This window comes from Streptomyces sp. GMY02, assembly GCF_019056675.1.
Classification (GTDB): domain Bacteria; phylum Actinomycetota; class Actinomycetes; order Streptomycetales; family Streptomycetaceae; genus Streptomyces; species Streptomyces odonnellii.
On record NZ_CP077658.1, the window covers coordinates 4,192,693 to 4,208,496 of the forward strand.

14 protein-coding genes are annotated in these 15,804 nt (G+C 68.0%); 8 read left to right on the forward strand and 6 right to left on the reverse strand.

Translation table 11 applies throughout. The features are described from left to right. Positions 1-60 precede the first annotated feature (60 nt). The 6 genes from gyrB to dnaA form a co-directional block, all read right to left on the reverse strand. Complete coding sequence (gene gyrB, locus KQY30_RS17540) at positions 61-2,139, reverse strand: DNA topoisomerase (ATP-hydrolyzing) subunit B (protein WP_302185321.1); 2,079 nt, start codon at positions 2,137-2,139, stop codon at positions 61-63. A 571-nt stretch (positions 2,140-2,710) separates the two neighbouring features. Next, the gene (locus tag KQY30_RS17545; protein ID WP_254407187.1) at positions 2,711-3,304 is read right to left on the reverse strand and encodes a DUF721 domain-containing protein; all 594 of its coding nucleotides are present in this window, start codon (positions 3,302-3,304) and stop codon (positions 2,711-2,713) included. Beyond that, positions 3,301-4,518, reverse strand: coding sequence for a DNA replication/repair protein RecF (gene recF / locus KQY30_RS17550; protein ID WP_217307642.1), 1,218 nt, complete (start codon positions 4,516-4,518; stop codon positions 3,301-3,303). Before recF ends, KQY30_RS17545 begins: the two co-directional genes overlap by 4 nt. Positions 4,519-4,613: 95 nt before the next feature. Beyond that, on the reverse strand, positions 4,614-5,501 hold the full coding sequence (gene gnd / locus KQY30_RS17555) for a phosphogluconate dehydrogenase (NAD(+)-dependent, decarboxylating) (RefSeq protein WP_046494339.1): 888 nt from the start codon (positions 5,499-5,501) through the stop codon (positions 4,614-4,616). Positions 5,502-5,579: 78 nt separating this feature from the next. Beyond that, positions 5,580-6,710 carry a DNA polymerase III subunit beta gene (dnaN, locus tag KQY30_RS17560; RefSeq protein WP_046494338.1) on the reverse strand — a complete coding sequence of 377 codons (1,131 nt, stop codon included), beginning with the start codon at positions 6,708-6,710 and terminating at the stop codon, positions 5,580-5,582. A 959-nt stretch (positions 6,711-7,669) separates the two neighbouring features. Next, a complete protein-coding gene (dnaA, locus tag KQY30_RS17565) occupies positions 7,670-9,430 on the reverse strand; it encodes a chromosomal replication initiator protein DnaA (RefSeq protein ID WP_217307643.1) in 1,761 nt (586 codons plus the stop codon). Between the two features lie 360 nt (positions 9,431-9,790). Between dnaA and rpmH the strand changes: the two genes are divergently transcribed. The 8 genes from rpmH (at position 9,791) to KQY30_RS17605 (ending at position 15,747) form a co-directional block, all read left to right on the forward strand. Then, positions 9,791-9,928, forward strand: coding sequence for a 50S ribosomal protein L34 (rpmH, locus tag KQY30_RS17570; protein WP_003949374.1), 138 nt, complete (start codon positions 9,791-9,793; stop codon positions 9,926-9,928). Positions 9,929-9,946: 18 nt separating this feature from the next. After that, positions 9,947-10,318, forward strand: coding sequence for a ribonuclease P protein component (gene rnpA / locus KQY30_RS17575; RefSeq protein ID WP_217307644.1), 372 nt, complete (start codon positions 9,947-9,949; stop codon positions 10,316-10,318). Further along, positions 10,315-10,674: a membrane protein insertion efficiency factor YidD gene (yidD, locus tag KQY30_RS17580; RefSeq protein WP_217307645.1), complete on the forward strand. Its 360-nt coding sequence runs from the start codon at positions 10,315-10,317 to the stop codon at positions 10,672-10,674. The genes rnpA and yidD overlap by 4 nt, the downstream gene beginning before the upstream one ends. Before the next feature lie 3 nt (positions 10,675-10,677). Further along, positions 10,678-11,958 carry a membrane protein insertase YidC gene (yidC, locus tag KQY30_RS17585; RefSeq protein ID WP_217307646.1) on the forward strand — a complete coding sequence of 427 codons (1,281 nt, stop codon included), beginning with the start codon at positions 10,678-10,680 and terminating at the stop codon, positions 11,956-11,958. A gap of 14 nt (positions 11,959-11,972) precedes the next feature. After that, complete coding sequence (locus KQY30_RS17590; protein WP_046494331.1) at positions 11,973-12,482, forward strand: R3H domain-containing nucleic acid-binding protein; 510 nt, start codon at positions 11,973-11,975, stop codon at positions 12,480-12,482. Between the two features lie 105 nt (positions 12,483-12,587). Further along, positions 12,588-13,304, forward strand: coding sequence for a 16S rRNA (guanine(527)-N(7))-methyltransferase RsmG (gene rsmG, locus KQY30_RS17595; RefSeq protein WP_217307647.1), 717 nt, complete (start codon positions 12,588-12,590; stop codon positions 13,302-13,304). 266 nt (positions 13,305-13,570) lie between these two features. Next, on the forward strand, positions 13,571-14,647 hold the full coding sequence (locus KQY30_RS17600) for a ParA family protein (RefSeq protein WP_217307648.1): 1,077 nt from the start codon (positions 13,571-13,573) through the stop codon (positions 14,645-14,647). Beyond that, entirely contained in the window at positions 14,644-15,747 is a 1,104-nt protein-coding gene (locus KQY30_RS17605; RefSeq protein WP_217307649.1) for a ParB/RepB/Spo0J family partition protein, read from the forward strand. Before KQY30_RS17600 ends, KQY30_RS17605 begins: the two co-directional genes overlap by 4 nt. Positions 15,748-15,804 lie beyond the last annotated feature (57 nt).

Genomic DNA, 15,804 nt, shown 5'->3' on the forward strand with positions numbered 1-15,804 from the left:
TTCGAATCCGTCGGCTGAGGTCTCGGATCCGTCGGCTGGGATCCGTCAGCGGTGACCGACTCAGATGTCGAGGAAGCGGACGTCCTTGGCGTTGCGCTGGATGAAGGACCGCCGTGCCTCGACGTCCTCGCCCATCAGCACCGAGAACAGGTCGTCGGCCTGGGCCGCGTCGTCCAGGGTGACCTGGCCGAGCACCCGGTGGTCGATGTCCATGGTGGTGACGCGCAGCTCCTCGGCGTTCATCTCGCCCAGGCCCTTGAAGCGCTGGATCGAGTCCTCGCGAACGCGCTTGCCGTTCTGCTTGCCCAGCTCGACCAGGGCGTCGCGCTCGCGGTCGGAGTAGGCGTACTCGAAGTCGTCCCGGCCCCACTTGATCTTGTAGAGCGGCGGGCGCGACAGATAGACGTGCCCGGCCTCGACCAGCGGCCGCATGAAGCGGAACAGGAAGGTCAGCAGCAGCGTGTTGATGTGCTGGCCGTCGACATCGGCGTCCGCCATCAGGATGATCTTGTGATAGCGGAGCTTGTCGATGTCGAAGTCCTCGTGCACACCGGTGCCGAACGCCGAGATCAGCGCCTGGACCTCGGTGTTCTGGAGGATCTTGTCGATCCGCGCCTTCTCGACGTTCAGGATCTTGCCGCGGATCGGCAGGATCGCCTGGTACATCGGGTTGCGGCCGGACTTGGCCGAGCCGCCGGCGGAGTCGCCCTCGACGATGAAGATCTCGCACTTCGACGGATCGTTCGACTGGCAGTCGCTCAGCTTGCCGGGCAGGGACGCGCTCTCCAGCAGGCCCTTGCGGCGGGTGAGGTCCCGTGCCTTGCGGGCCGCGACCCGGGCCGTCGCGGCCTGGATCGACTTGCGGATGATGTCCGCGGCCTCGTTCGGATTGCGGTCGAACCAGTCCGTGAGGTGCTCGTGGACGACCTTCTGGACAAAGGTCTTCGCCTCGGTGTTGCCCAGCTTGGTCTTGGTCTGGCCCTCGAACTGGGGCTCGCCCAGCTTCACCGAGATGATCGCCGTCAGACCCTCGCGGATGTCCTCGCCGGTGAGGTTGTCGTCCTTCTCGCGCAGCAGCTTCTTCTCGCGCGCGTACCGGTTGACCAGACCGGTCAGCGCGGCCCGGAACCCCTCTTCGTGCGTACCGCCCTCATGCGTGTGGATCGTGTTCGCGAACGAGTACACACCCTCGCTGTACTGCGCGTTCCACTGCATCGCGATCTCGACGGAGAGCAGCCGCTCCTTGTCCTCGGCCTCCACGTCGATGACCGTGGGGTGGATCAGCTCGCCCTTGCGCGAGTTCAGGTACTTCACGAAGTCGACGATGCCGCCCTCGTAGTAGTACTTGACCGTACGCGCGGTCTCCGCCTCCGGGCCCTCCGTGACGTCCGCGCCCGCGACATCGGCGCCCGCGACGGCCTTGGCCGACTCGCGCTCGTCCGTCAGGGTCAGGGTGAGCCCCTTGTTGAGGAAGGCCATCTCCTGGAAACGGCGTGACAGCGTCTCGAAGGAGTACTCGGTGGTCTCAAAGATGTCCGGGTCGGCCCAGAACGTCACGGACGTACCGGATTCGCCCGTCTCCTCGTTGCGGAGCAGCGGGGCCGTCGGCACACCGAGCTTGTAGTCCTGCGTCCAGCGGTAACCGTCGGTCCTGACCTCCACCGCGACCTTCGACGACAGGGCGTTGACGACCGAGACACCCACGCCGTGCAGACCGCCGGAGACGGCGTACCCGCCACCGCCGAACTTGCCGCCCGCGTGCAGCACCGTGAGCACGACCTCGACGGCCGGCTTGTTCTCGGACGGGACGATGCCCACCGGGATGCCGCGCCCGTTGTCGATCACGCGCACCCCGCCGTCGGCGAGGATCGTGACGTCGATGGTGTCCGCGTGCCCCGCCAGGGCCTCGTCGACGGAGTTGTCGACGACCTCGTACACCAAGTGATGCAGTCCACGCTCACCCGTCGAGCCGATGTACATGCCGGGCCGCTTGCGAACCGCGTCAAGGCCTTCGAGAACGGTGATGGCACTGGCGTCGTACGAGGCGGTGACCTCGCCGTTCTCACCAGTGGCGGTGGACGGAGTCTTCTCATTGGGGTTGCCGGAATCGGCCACGAAGCGCCCTTTCTGGCACAGCACAGGCCGTTCTCCGAGCTAGCGGGAGCGGCTGCGTCGTTCGGCTTGTGACAGCATCTGTTGACGGTTCCCGCAAGCGCAGCGGGATTTCCCATCAGTCTACCGGTAGCGCCGACCCAAATGGGGGTTTGCCGGTACCTGAGTCCGCATGTGCCGCCCCGAATGAGCCCCTGCCGACTCCCCATATTCGGGAAGGGGCTCCAAGAGGCTCACACGGGCATTGAGCGCTTCGGGCTGTCAACCTCCCGCTACGGTGAGGGACACCTCGCGCCGCCGAGGCGCTTTCGCAGGTCACAGGCGCGTTCGGAGGGTCGCTGGGGGGTGACGGGGGCGCATGCCAGGGGCGCCTGCTCGGTCAAGGCTGGTGAGGTACTTCACCTGAGTTCACCTGTACGGGTGGGAGACCTGTACGAGTGGGTGCACGGGGGCGAGCACGGACGTACGGGCAGCGGTCCGGGCGCTGAAGGCGCTGCGAATGATTCGGTTCGTTTCGTGGGTCCGGACGCGGGATGCCGTGGGTCTCGGTACGGAATGCCGTCGGCCCGGGGGCCGGGGGGCGCGATACGTACGGACCTCAGCCGTAGGTGTCGCCCGGGCCCTTGCTCCCGGGCGCGCGCAGCCGGCCGTACCGCTGCGACGGTCCGCCGGGCCCCAGCACCTTGATCATCCGTACGGTGCCGTGCCCCAGATCCTCGTTCAGCCGGGCCACCAGCCGGGGCGCCAGCAGCCGGAGCTGGGTCGCCCAGGCCGTCGAATCGCACTGGACCGTCAGGACCCGCTCGTCCTTGCCGTCGTCGTACCGCTGCGGCACACAGTGCTTCGCCACGTCCTCGCCGACGATCTGCGGCCAGCGGCCCATCACCCCGCCGACAGCGGCCGGTGTCTCCCAGCCCCGCTCGGTGATCAGCCGGTTGATCGCCGCGCCGAGCGGCAGCGGATCGCGGCCGTCGGCCCCGGCTCCCGAACGGAGCCCGCCGCCCCGTCTGGCCTGCTTCTTCTGCTGTACGGCGGCTCCGCGGGCGCGCGCCTGCTCCTTGGCGGCGCGCAGGGCGACCCGCGCCAGGTCCACGCCCGACGACTCGGGGACGGCCGGGCGCGCCGCGGCCCCGGCAGGTTCCACGGACCGCTGCTCGGCTCCTCCGAAGCCGGTCCCTCCGAAGTCGGTCATACGCGCTCCACCGCTCCGTCCGCCACCAGGAACCTGGCCCCCGCCAGCACCCCCGGAACGTCGTCGTCCACCGCCGCGGTCACCAGCACCTGCTCGCCCGGAACGACCAGTTCCGCGAGCCGCTCCCGGCGCCGCGCGTCCAGCTCCGCGAACACGTCGTCCAGCACCAGCACCGGCTCATTGCCCTCGGCGCGCAGCAGATCGTACGAGGCGAGCCGCAGCGCCAGCGCGTACGACCAGGACTCGCCGTGGCTGGCGTAGCCCTTCGCGGGCATCCGGCCCAGATTCAGCACCAGATCGTCACGATGGGGACCGACCAGCGTCACGCCCCGCTCGATCTCCTGCTTGCGCACCCCGGCCAGCGCGGCCAGAAGCTGGGCGTACAGCTCGTCGCGGGTATACGCGGACGGCGCCGTGTCGGGGCCCGGTCCCGGTCGGGGGCCGTCGGCGGAAGCGTCCGAGGAGTCCGAGGTGGCGAGGACAGACGCGTCCAGGGCTGAAGCGTCCAGGGCGGAGGAACGGTACTCCAGCGCCACCGGGCCGCCCCCCGGCGCCAGTTGCTCGTACGCCTTGTCCGTCAGCGGCTGAAGCGTGGCGATCAGATCGACCCGCTGCGCCAGCAACTCCGCGCCCGCGCGCGCGAGATGCTGGTCCCACACGTCCAGCGTCGACAGATCCATCCCGCGCCCGCCGTGCCGCCGCGCCATCGCCGCGGACTTCAGCAGCGTGTTGCGCTGCCGGAGCACCCGGTCGTAGTCCGAGCGCACCCCCGCCATCCGGGGCGAACGGGCCGTGATCAGCTCGTCCAGAAACCGGCGGCGCTCGCCCGGATCGCCCTTCACCAGCGCCAGATCCTCCGGCGCGAACAGCACGGACCGTACGATCCCCAGCACATCACGCGGTCTGACCTGCGAGGACCGGTTGATACGGGCCCGGTTGGCGCGGCCGGGATTCAGTTCGAGCTCGACCAGTTGCGACCGCTCGCCCTGGGTGACCGCGGCCCTGATCACCGCACGGTCCGCACCCATCCGTACCAGCGGCGCGTCCGACGACACCCGGTGGCTGCCGAGGCTCGCCAGATAGCCGACCGCCTCGACCAGATTGGTCTTCCCCTGCCCGTTCGCCCCCACAAAAGCGGTCACGCCCGGGTCGAGCGGGACCTCGACCCGGGCGTAGGAGCGGAAGTCGGCCAGCGACAGATGCGTGACGTGCATGAGTGTGCGTGGGCCTCCCCCGGTGCTCTGCTTCTTCGACTCGTCCGTCGTTTCCGCGGCTTCTTCTGCCAGGTGCTGCTTGTTCGTTCTCCGTGCTACTTGTTCGGCTCGCTCGTCTCGACCGAGTGCCCGCCGAACTGGTTGCGCAGCGCCGCGATCATCTTCATCTGCGGCGAATCGTCCTGCCGGGACGCGAACCGCGCGAACAGCGACGCGGTGATCGCGGGCAGCGGCACCGCGTGGTCGATCGCCGCCTCGACCGTCCACCGGCCTTCGCCGGAGTCCTGCGCGAAGCCCCGCAGCCGGTCCAGGTGCTCGTCCTTGTCCAGCGCGTCGACCGCGAGGTCCAGCAGCCAGGAACGGATGACCGTGCCCTCCTGCCAGGAGCGGAAGACCTCCCGGACATCGGTGACCGAATCGACCTTCTCCAGCAGCTCCCAGCCCTCGGCGTAGGCCTGCATCATGGCGTACTCGATGCCGTTGTGGACCATCTTCGCGAAGTGGCCCGCGCCGACCTTGCCGGCGTGTACGGCGCCGAAGTCGCCCTCGGGCTTGAGCGCGTCGAGGATCGGCTGCACCTGCGCCACATGCTCGGGAGTGCCGCCGTACATCAGCGCGTAGCCGTTCTCCAGGCCCCAGACACCGCCGGAGACACCGCAGTCGACAAAGCCGATGCCCTTGATGCCCAGCTCCACCGCGTGCTTCTCGTCGTCCGTCCAGCGGGAGTTACCGCCGTCGACCACGACATCGCCGTGCGAGAGCAGGGCCGCCAGCTCGTCTATGGTCGCCTGGGTCGGGGCACCCGCCGGCACCATGACCCAGATCGCCCGGGGCGCCTTCAGTTTGCTGACCAGCTCCTGGAGGCTGTGCACATCGGCGAGGTCGGGATTGCGGTCGTATCCGATGACAGTGTGGCCTGCGCGACGGATGCGCTCGCGCATATTGCCGCCCATCTTGCCGAGACCGATGAGACCGAGCTCCATCAGGCATTCCTTAAGCGTTGAGGCGATTTCGTACCCGGATCCGAGCCTACGCCCGGACCCGGCCACTCACCTGTGGGGTCAGCCGCTCAGGCGTACCGGCATGATCAGGTACTTGTACGCCTCGTCCGCCTCCGCGTCGACGGCCGGCCTGCCGCTGAGGAGCGCCGGCTTGGTGGAGGTGGTGAAGGAGAGCTGGGCCACCGGGGAGTCGATCGCGCTCAGACCGTCCAGCAGGAAGGTCGGGTTGAAGGCGATGGAGATGTCGTCGCCTTCGAGCTGCGCGTCGACGCGCTCCACAGCCTGTGCGTCGTCGCTGGAACCGGCCTCCAGGATGAGCACGCCCTGCTCGAAGCTGAGCCGCACCGGGGTGTTCCGCTCGGCGACCAGGGCCACACGCTTGACGGCTTCGACGAACGGAGCGGTCTCGATCACCGCGACCGAGTTGAACTCGGTGGGGAACAGGGTGCGGTACTTCGGCAGATCGCCTTCGAGCAGCCGCGTGGTGGTGCGCCGTCCGGCGCCCTCGAAACCGATCAGCCCCTCACCGGCACCGGCCCCGGCGAGCGCCAGCGTGACCGTGTCGCCGTTGGTGAGCGCCTTGGCGGTGTCCAGCAGCGTCTTGGCGGGCACCAGGGCGACGGCGGAGATGTCGGGCGACTCGGGCTTCCAGAGGAACTCACGGACCGCGAACCGGTAGCGGTCGGTCGAGGCCAGGGTGACCGTGTCGCCCTCGATCTCGATCCGTACGCCCGTGAGCACCGGCAGCGTGTCGTCGCGGCCGGCGGCGATGGCGACCTGGGAGGCGGCGGAGGCGAAGACCTCACCGGGGACGGTGCCGGTGGCCGTCGGCATCTGCGGCAGCGCCGGGTACTCGTCCACGGGGAGCGTGTGGAGCGTGAAGCGGGAGGAGCCGCAGACCACCGTCGCCCGTACACCGTCGGTGGAGATCTCCACGGGGCGGTTGGGGAGGGCGCGGCAGATGTCGGCGAGGAGCCGGCCGGAGACCAGGACCGTGCCGTCCTCCTCGACCTCGGCGTCCACCGAGACCCGTGCCGAGACCTCGTAGTCGAAGCTGGAGAAGCTGAGCGCGCCGTCCTCGGCCCTCAGCAGAAGGCCCGCAAGTACGGGCGCCGGCGGACGGGCCGGGAGGCTGCGGGCCACCCAGGCCACCGCCTCCGCGAGTACATCGCGCTCCACCCGGATCTTCACCGGAACCGCCTCCTGCTGTTGCTGGCTCGCCCTGCTGGCCTTCGTCGTCGGCTGTGATGCCGGGGACCAGTCTGACGTACGGCACCGACAGTCGGTGCGGTCGCGGGTCAAGTCGGCGCCAGGGGCGGAGGAGGCTCCGGGGCCGAGTTGTGCACAGGCCCTGCTTCGAAACGGATTCCGAGCTAACTCTAAGTGGGAGTAGTAGTAGGGCCTGTGGAAACCGTGGATAACGTCGTTTGCGCAGGTCAGGCCTGATTTTTTATCCACCGGCCCTGTGGGCCGCGCCGTGGACAACTCGGCGATTCTGTGGACAGCCAGAAGTTGTGCACATCCCATGCACAGGACACAGGTAGTTCTCCCCAGTCCTGTCCCCAGCTTTACCCAGGTTCCCCACAGCCCAATCCGCCTTCCTGGTGTGACGCCTTTCACTCGATCCAGCGACGCCGGGCGTTTCGTTGCCGAACAGTGGACAGGGGTGTGGACAGGTTGTGGGCAACGCGGGCCTGCCTGTGGGTTGCCGGTGGACAACTTCGGGCCCGTCCTGTGGAAGATTTTTCTGTCCACAGTCTGTGGAGCGGCGTCACGCACAATTCCACAGGGGGCTGACCTGGCCCAATGGTTCCCGGGCGGCCGAGCCTGTGGACAGGATCTGGACAACTTCGCAGTCCCCAGGCTGTGGACGGAAAATTTCTCCCCAATCTGTGGAGAACACCCGTGACCTGCGCTGTATTCGAACGGAGCTGAGGCGACCCTCAGGCGGCGCCGACGCGCGACGGCCCCGCCGGCGTGCCTCCGGCGGGGCCGCTGAGCCGCTCGGAGTACGGCAAAGGGCGCCCGGGGAGATGTCCCCGGGCGCCCTCGACAGCCGTCGGCGCGCCGCTCTGCTGTGTCCGCCCTTCGCCGGCCGCGTCGGCCCCTCGTCGGCCGCGTCGGCTCAGCGTGTCGGCCGTGCGGCCGTGTCAGCCGTTCTTGATGCGGTTCGTCAGCTCGGTGACCTGGTTGTAGATCGAGCGCCGCTCGGCCATCAGCGCGCGGATCTTCCGGTCCGCGTGCATCACGGTCGTATGGTCGCGGCCGCCGAACTGCGCACCGATCTTCGGCAGCGAGAGATCGGTCAGCTCGCGGCAGAGGTACATCGCGATCTGGCGCGCCGTCACCAGCACCCTGCTCCGCGAGGAGCCGCAGAGGTCCTCCACCGTCAGACCGAAGTAGTCCGCGGTCGCGGCCATGATGGCGGCGGCGGTGATCTCCGGGGCCAGGTCCTCCCCGCCCGGGATCAGATCCTTGAGCACGATCTCGGTGAGCCCGAGGTCCACCGGCTGCCGGTTCAGCGAGGCGAACGCCGTGACCCGGATCAGCGCGCCCTCCAGCTCGCGGATGTTGCGGGAGATACGGGAGGCGATGAACTCCAGCACCTCGGGGGGCGCGTTGAGCTGTTCCTGCACCGCCTTCTTACGGAGGATCGCGATACGCGTCTCCAGCTCGGGCGGCTGGACATCGGTGGTCAGCCCCCACTCGAAGCGGTTGCGCAGCCGGTCCTCGAGAGTGATGAGCTGCTTGGGCGGCCGGTCCGAGGACAGCACGATTTGCTTGTTGGCGTTGTGCAGCGTGTTGAAGGTGTGGAAGAACTCCTCCTGCGTCGACTCCTTGCTCGCCAGGAACTGGATGTCGTCGACCAGCAGGATGTCGACATCGCGGTACCGCTTGCGGAAGGTGTCGCCCTTGCCGTCACGGATCGAGTTGATGAACTCGTTCGTGAACTCCTCGGAGCTGACGTATCTGACGCGCGTGCCCGGATAGAGGCTGCGGGCGTAGTGCCCGATGGCGTGCAGCAGATGGGTCTTGCCGAGCCCGGACTCCCCGTAGATGAAGAGCGGGTTGTACGCCTTCGCGGGCGCCTCGGCGACGGCGACGGCCGCCGCGTGCGCGAAGCGGTTGGAGGCGCCGATCACAAAGGTGTCGAAGAGGTACTTGGGGTTGAGCCGGGGGTGCGGCTCGCCGGGCCCCGGCGCCGGGGCGGGCTGGGCGCCGAGCGGTCCCGCCACCCCGCTGTGCGGACCGCCGGGCGCGCCGCCGTGCCGCGGGCCCGGGGGCTCCTGGAGGTCGTGCCGGTCGGGGCGCTGCTCGTACGGCGAGGAGTCGAGCCCCTGCGGCTGCCGGTAGTCGTGCTGCTGCTGCGGGCGGACGGTGGCGTACGGGTCGTGCTCCTGGTAGCCGCCGAGCCGGGGCTGCTGCCAGGAGAGGTCCTCCTGGGTACGCGGCCAGGCGCCGACGTCGGGGCGCTGCTGCTGGTACTCCGGGTAGGCCGGGCGTACGGAAGGCATGCCGTCGTCCGACGGCCGGGGTCCGTAACCGTCGTACGTGTCGCTCTGCCGCTGCTCGTCGTGGGACGGCCCCTGGTAGCGGTGCTGCTGCGGTACGGCGGGGGCCGGCGGCGCGGGATCCGCCGCGGAGTCGTCGACGGTGATGGCGATCCGGATGGGCCGGCCGCACTCATGGCTCAGTGTTTCGCTGATGAGGGGGGCGAGCCGGCCCTCCAGGACGCGCTTTCCCCATTCATTGGGGACGGCCAGCAGCGCGGTGTCGGCCACGAGCGCGAGCGGCTGGCAGCGTTCGATCCACTGTTTGTCCTTGGGCTCGATGCCTTGCTGGCCCTCCCTGAGGAGCTGCTCCAGCACTCGTGGCCACACTGCGGCAAGATCGGCAGGTACGTCAGCCACAGGGCACGCTCTCTCGCAGGTCCCACGAATATGTGGTTCTCGGGACGGGGTGGGAAGACCGGCAGGAAAGGAAGCCGGAGTCCCGCCACGGTAGTCAGGGCACCCATGTGGTTCAAGTTGTTGTCCACAGCCTGTGCACAATGGGGCCGGGCACAGTGCTGGTTTGACCGGATGGCGTAGCCGCGCGTACCGTGACCAGGTCGAGTTGTCGATGGCTGCTGCCGCCTGCCTCCGATGGGCAAAGATCACGATCTGTGGTTGTGAAGCGGTGCACTCGGGCGTGAACGCGAGCTACTCGTGGGCGCACGGTGACAGCCAGGCGATGTCCCGCCATCACACAATCATTTCTGGAGCCCCCGAGTGAGCAAGCGCACCTTCCAGCCGAACAACCGTCGTCGCGCCAAGACCCACGGCTTCCGGCTGCGGATGCGTACCCGCGCCGGCCGCGCGATTCTCGCGTCCCGCCGTGGCAAGGGTCGCGCCCGTCTGTCCGCCTGATCGTCACCAGGTCATGACGTGCTGCCTACCGAGAATCGGCTGAGGCGGCGCGAGGAGTTCGCGGCCGCGGTACGCCGAGGACGCCGGGCCGGACGCCCGCTTCTTGTCGTCCATCTACGCAGCGGTGCCATGGACCCGCACGCGCCTGGGGAGAGCGCCTCCCCGACGCGTGCGGGTTTCGTCGTAAGCAAGGCCGTGGGCGGCGCCGTCGTCCGTAACAAGGTGAAGCGCCGACTCCGTCATCTCATACGCGAACGACTGCCCGAGCTGCCCCCCGGTAGCCTGGTTGTCGTACGGGCGCTGCCCGGAGCGGGTGACGCCGATCATGCACAACTGGCCCAAGACCTGGACGCCGCTCTCCGGCGGCTGCTGGGAGGGGGCGCGCGATGAAATACCCGCTGCTGGCTCTGATCAAGCTGTACCAGTGGACGATCAGCCCCCTGCTCGGGCCCGTCTGCCGGTACTACCCGTCGTGTTCGCACTACGGGTACACGGCCATCGACCGGCATGGCGCGGTGAAAGGAACGGCGCTGACCGCCTGGCGCATTCTGCGGTGCAATCCGTGGTCGCCGGGCGGTGTGGACCATGTCCCACCCCGCAAACGCCCACGGTGGCACGAACTGCTGCGCAATGCGTGGCGCGGCAGTAAGGACGGGCACTCCGCCGCTGGCGTGCCTTCTGGGGGATCGGCCCCCGACACTTCCAGTCCAGCCGCAGAGACCTCGCCCAACGCTCAAGGAGCCTGATTAGTGGACACGATTGCCAGTCTCTTCAGTTTTATCACCACACCTGTTTCCTGGGTCATCGTCCAGTTCCACGCGCTGTACGGGACGATCTTCGGCCCCGACACAGGCTGGGCCTGGGGACTGTCCATCGTGTCCCTGGTGGTGCTGATCCGGATCTGTCTGATTCCGCTCTTTGTGAAGCAGATCAAGTCGACCCGGAATATGCAGGTGCTCCAGCCCAAGATGAAGGCGATCCAGGAGCGCTACAAAAACGACAAACAGCGCCAGTCCGAAGAGATGATGAAGCTGTACAAGGAGACGGGTACCAACCCGCTCTCCTCATGTCTTCCCATTCTGGCGCAGTCCCCCTTCTTCTTCGCGCTCTACCACGTGCTCTCCAGCATTGCGAGCGGCAAGACGATCGGTGTGATCAACCAGTCGCTGCTGGACAGCGCACGCCAGGCGCATATCTTCGGTGCCCCGCTGGCCGCCAAGTTCACGGACAGCAGCGACAAGGTCGCGTCCCTGAGCGCCTCGCTGACCGATGTACGGGTCGTCACCGCGATCATGATCGTTCTGATGTCGGCGTCGCAGTTCTACACCCAGCGCCAGCTCATGACCAAGAACGTCGACCTGACGGTCAAGACGCCGTACATGCAGCAGCAGAAGATGCTCATGTACATCTTCCCGCTGATCTTCGCCGTCACCGGCATCAACTTCCCCGTCGGTGTGCTCGTCTACTGGCTGACCACCAACGTGTGGACCATGGGCCAGCAGATGTATGTGATCAACCAGAACCCGACGCCGGGCAGCAAGGCGCAGGACCACTACCTGGAGCGTCTGCTGAAGAGCATCACGGCCCATGGTGAGGTCCGGTCCCGTCGTAAACGCAATGTCGTCAAGGCGATCGTGGCCAAGGGGCCCGACCGCAATGACAACGAGCGCAAGTTCGTGACGGGCCTGGCGAAGTCGGGCCTGGCCGCGCAGGCCGACGGCACGGTGATCAAGAGCGAGACCACCTCCGCCGAGGCCGAGTCCGGCGCCGCCGCACGCAGGCAGCAGCCGAAGCGCCAGACCAAGGCGCAGCGGCAGGCCGCCGCTGCCGCCCACCCGGGTACGGACAAGCCGGCCGAGGCCAAGGACTCCGAGACCGCCGACCTGGCGAAGACCTCGCTGCAGAAGAAGGACGAGCCGCAGGACACCAAGTCCAAGCCGGCGGCCAAGCCCGCCGCCGGTTCCGCACGCCAAGCCAAGCCGGGGCAGCGTAAGGGCCAGCAGCGGCCCAAGCACCCGTCCAAGAAGTAAGAAGGAGTCCATCCGTGACGGAAGGCACCATCTCCGCCGCCGAGGGGGGCGACACCCTGACCCGCCTGGAGCAGGAAGGGGAGATCGCGGCCGACTACCTCGAAGGTCTGCTCGATATCGCCGATCTTGACGGCGATATCGACATGGACGTCGAGGCCGACCGAGCCGCGGTCTCGATCATCAGTGACTCCGGTGCCCGGGATCTGCAGAAGCTGGTGGGGCGTGATGGCGAGGTCCTGGAGGCGCTCCAGGAGCTGACCAGGCTCGCGGTGCACCGGGAGACCGGGGACCGCAGTCGGCTGATGCTGGACATCGCCGGGTTCCGGGCCAAGAAGCGCACCGAGCTGGCCGAGCTGGGGGCCAAGGCCGCGGACGAGGTGAAGAGCACCGGCGAGCCGGTCAAGCTGAATCCCATGACACCCTTTGAGCGGAAGGTCGTGCATGACGCGGTCGCCGCCGCGGGACTGCGCAGCGAATCCGAGGGTGAAGAGCCCCAGCGCTTTGTCGTGGTGCTCCCGGCCTGACCGGTCCATCGCTTTCCGGCCCCGTCTGTTCCGCAGGCGGGGCCGATCTTTGTCAGCCTGTGAGTCAGCCACCGGGCGGTGGCTCGGTATGGAAGGACGGTTCCCGTGACGGAGGCAGCAGAGCTTCCCCCCGCACCGGACGAGGCACGCGCCGTCTTCGGTGAGTTCTTTCCGGAGGCTGTCCGCTACGCGGAGCTGCTGGCGGACGCGGGGGTCAGGCGCGGGCTGATCGGTCCGCGTGAGGTGCCGCGGCTGTGGGAGCGGCATCTGCTGAACTGCGCGGTGCTCTCGGAGGTTGTGCCCGAGGGCGTGATGGTCTGCGATGTCGGCTCGGGCGCGGGCCTTCCGGGGATTCCGCTGGCGCTGGTACGGCCGGATCTGAAGATCACGCTGCTGGAGCCACTGCTGCGCCGGACAAACTTCCTCCAGGAAGTGGTCGAGCTGCTGGGGCTGGACCATGTCACGGTGGTACGAGGCCGGGCCGAGGAGGTCCTTGGCACGCTCCAGTCGGTCCATGTGGTGACCGCCCGTGCGGTGGCTCCGCTGGACCGCCTGGCGGGCTGGGGAGTGCCGCTGCTCCGTCCTTACGGTGAGATGCTGGCGCTCAAGGGCGACACGGCCGAGGAGGAGATCAAGGGGGCCCGGGCGGCACTGAGCAAGCTCGGTGTGGTGAAGACCTCAGTGCTCCAGGTCGGCGAAGGAATTGTCGATCCACTGGCCACCGTGGTGCGGGTCGAGGCAGGGGAGAGTCCCGGCGGGGTCCGGTTCGCGGCCAAGAGAGCCAAGGCCGCCCGGGCTGGGCGTGCGAGGCGCCGCCGCTGAGCCGCAGGGGCCCTGTTAACTGCGGGCCCGTGCTCCATACAAGCTGCCATGGCCACGCATTGCGGAGTGTCGTGAGGATCTAGCCCTGCGGCCCGTGCATCGTGTTTCACGTGAAACGTCGCTCACTGCTGCAAGGAATCATCAGCCGTGGCCGCGCGGCTTCTACCCCACGCGGCCGAAAGCCCCTCGTAAGGGGCACGGGGTTGTCCACAGAGGCGGATTCATCCACAGAACCACCAGCCTCGCTGGTTCATGACCCCGAAAGCATGGCAGGCTCTGTTCATTGCGAGTCTGAAGTCGAGGAGAGTGAATCCTTGCGGTCCGACGCCAACATCGCGGGACCGATGACCGATCCGGTCCCCGGTCCCCGCACCGAGTCGGCGGGGGAGGATGTTTCACGTGAAACACCGCCCCCGATGGACGACACCCCCATTGGCCGTGCTGCCCAACTGGCGGTGGAGGCATTGGGCCGAGCCGGAGAAGGTCTGCCCCGCCCTGAGCAGACGCGTGTCATTGTCGTTGCCAACCAGAAGGGCGGCGTAGGGAAGACGACCACCACGGTCAACCTTGCTGCCTCGCTTGCGCTCCATGGCGCGCGCGTGCTGGTGATCGACCTCGATCCGCAGGGCAACGCCTCCACGGCGCTCGGTATCGACCATCACGCCGAAGTTCCCTCGATTTATGACGTCCTGGTGGAGAGCAAGCCCCTCTCTGAGGTGGTCCAGCCCGTCCCGGATGTCGAAGGCCTCTTCTGTGCCCCGGCCACCATCGATCTCGCCGGTGCGGAGATCGAGCTGGTGTCGCTGGTGGCACGGGAGAGCCGACTGCAGCGGGCGATCGAAGCGTACGAGCAGCCTTTGGATTACATCCTTATCGACTGCCCGCCGTCGCTCGGCCTGCTGACCGTCAATGCGATGGTCGCCGGCGCAGAGGTGCTGATCCCCATCCAGTGCGAGTACTACGCGCTGGAAGGGCTGGGTCAGTTGCTGCGCAATGTCGACCTGGTGCGGGGGCATCTCAACCCCACGCTCCATGTGTCGACGATCCTGCTCACCATGTACGACGGCAGGACACGGCTTGCCTCGCAGGTGGCCGAAGAGGTGCGGAGCCACTTCGGCAAGGAGGTGCTGCGGACGAGCATTCCTCGGTCCGTACGTATCTCGGAGGCACCGAGCTATGGGCAGACGGTGCTGACGTACGATCCGGGATCCAGCGGATCCCTGTCCTATCTCGAAGCTGCCCGCGAGATCGCGCTCAGGGGGGTCGGGGTGCACTATGACGCCCAGCACGCCCATATGGGCGGCCAGAACAGTCAGCAGAGTATGTCGGAGGGGATCCAGTGAGCGAGCGACGTAGAGGGCTGGGGCGTGGGCTCGGTGCGCTGATCCCTGCCGCTCCGCAGGAGCAGCAGGTGCCCTCCCCTGGAGCGGCCCCGGGGGCCCCGGGAGCGGCTCCGGTGCTGACCGCGGAGCGCGGTGTGGCCGCCGCCAAGGTGACCTCGCTGCCACAGGCCGCCGCCGTACCGGAGGCGGAGACAGTCGCACCCGAGACCGAGGTGGCGCCGGAGCCGGCACCACTGGCCGGGGCGCACTTCGCCGAAGTGCCGATCGGCTCCATCACGCCCAACCCCCGCCAGCCGCGTGAGGTGTTCGACGAGGACGCCCTCGCCGAGCTGATCACCTCCATCAAAGAGGTGGGACTGCTCCAGCCCGTTGTCGTACGGCAGGTGGGGCCGGAGCGCTATGAGCTGATCATGGGCGAGCGGCGCTGGCGGGCGTGCCGGGAAGCCGGCCTGGAGCGCATTCCGGCGATCGTCCGTGCGACGGACGACGAGAAGCTTCTGCTCGACGCGCTCCTGGAGAATCTGCACCGCGCCCAGCTCAACCCGCTGGAAGAGGCCGCGGCGTACGACCAGTTGCTCAAGGACTTCAACTGCACCCATGACCAACTGGCCGACCGGATCGGGCGCTCCCGGCCACAGGTCTCCAACACCCTGCGGCTCCTGCGGCTCTCTCCCCCTGTACAGCGCAGGGTCGCCGCCGGGGTGCTCTCGGCGGGACATGCGCGGGCGCTGCTCTCGGTGGACGACTCCGAGGAGCAGGACCGGCTGGCGCATCGCATTGTGGCCGAGGGGCTCTCGGTGCGTGCCGTCGAGGAGATCGTGACCCTGATGGGGTCGCGGCCTCAGAGCACCGCCAAGGCGAAGGGGCCGCGTGCCGGTGCCCGGCTGTCCCCAGCGCTGACCGATCTGGCGTCGCGGCTCTCGGACCGTTTCGAGACCCGGGTGAAGGTCGATCTGGGGCAGAAGAAGGGAAAGATCGTTGTCGAGTTCGCCTCGATGGACGATCTGGAGCGGATTCTCGGCACTCTCGCCCCCGGCGAGGGACGGGTCCTGGACAAGGGACTTACGGGGGACAGCGGAGAGGACGACGACGAGAGCTGATGTTCTCGCGTCGGCGGGCGGGCTGTGTTCCATGCTTACCGGAACACAGCCCGCCCT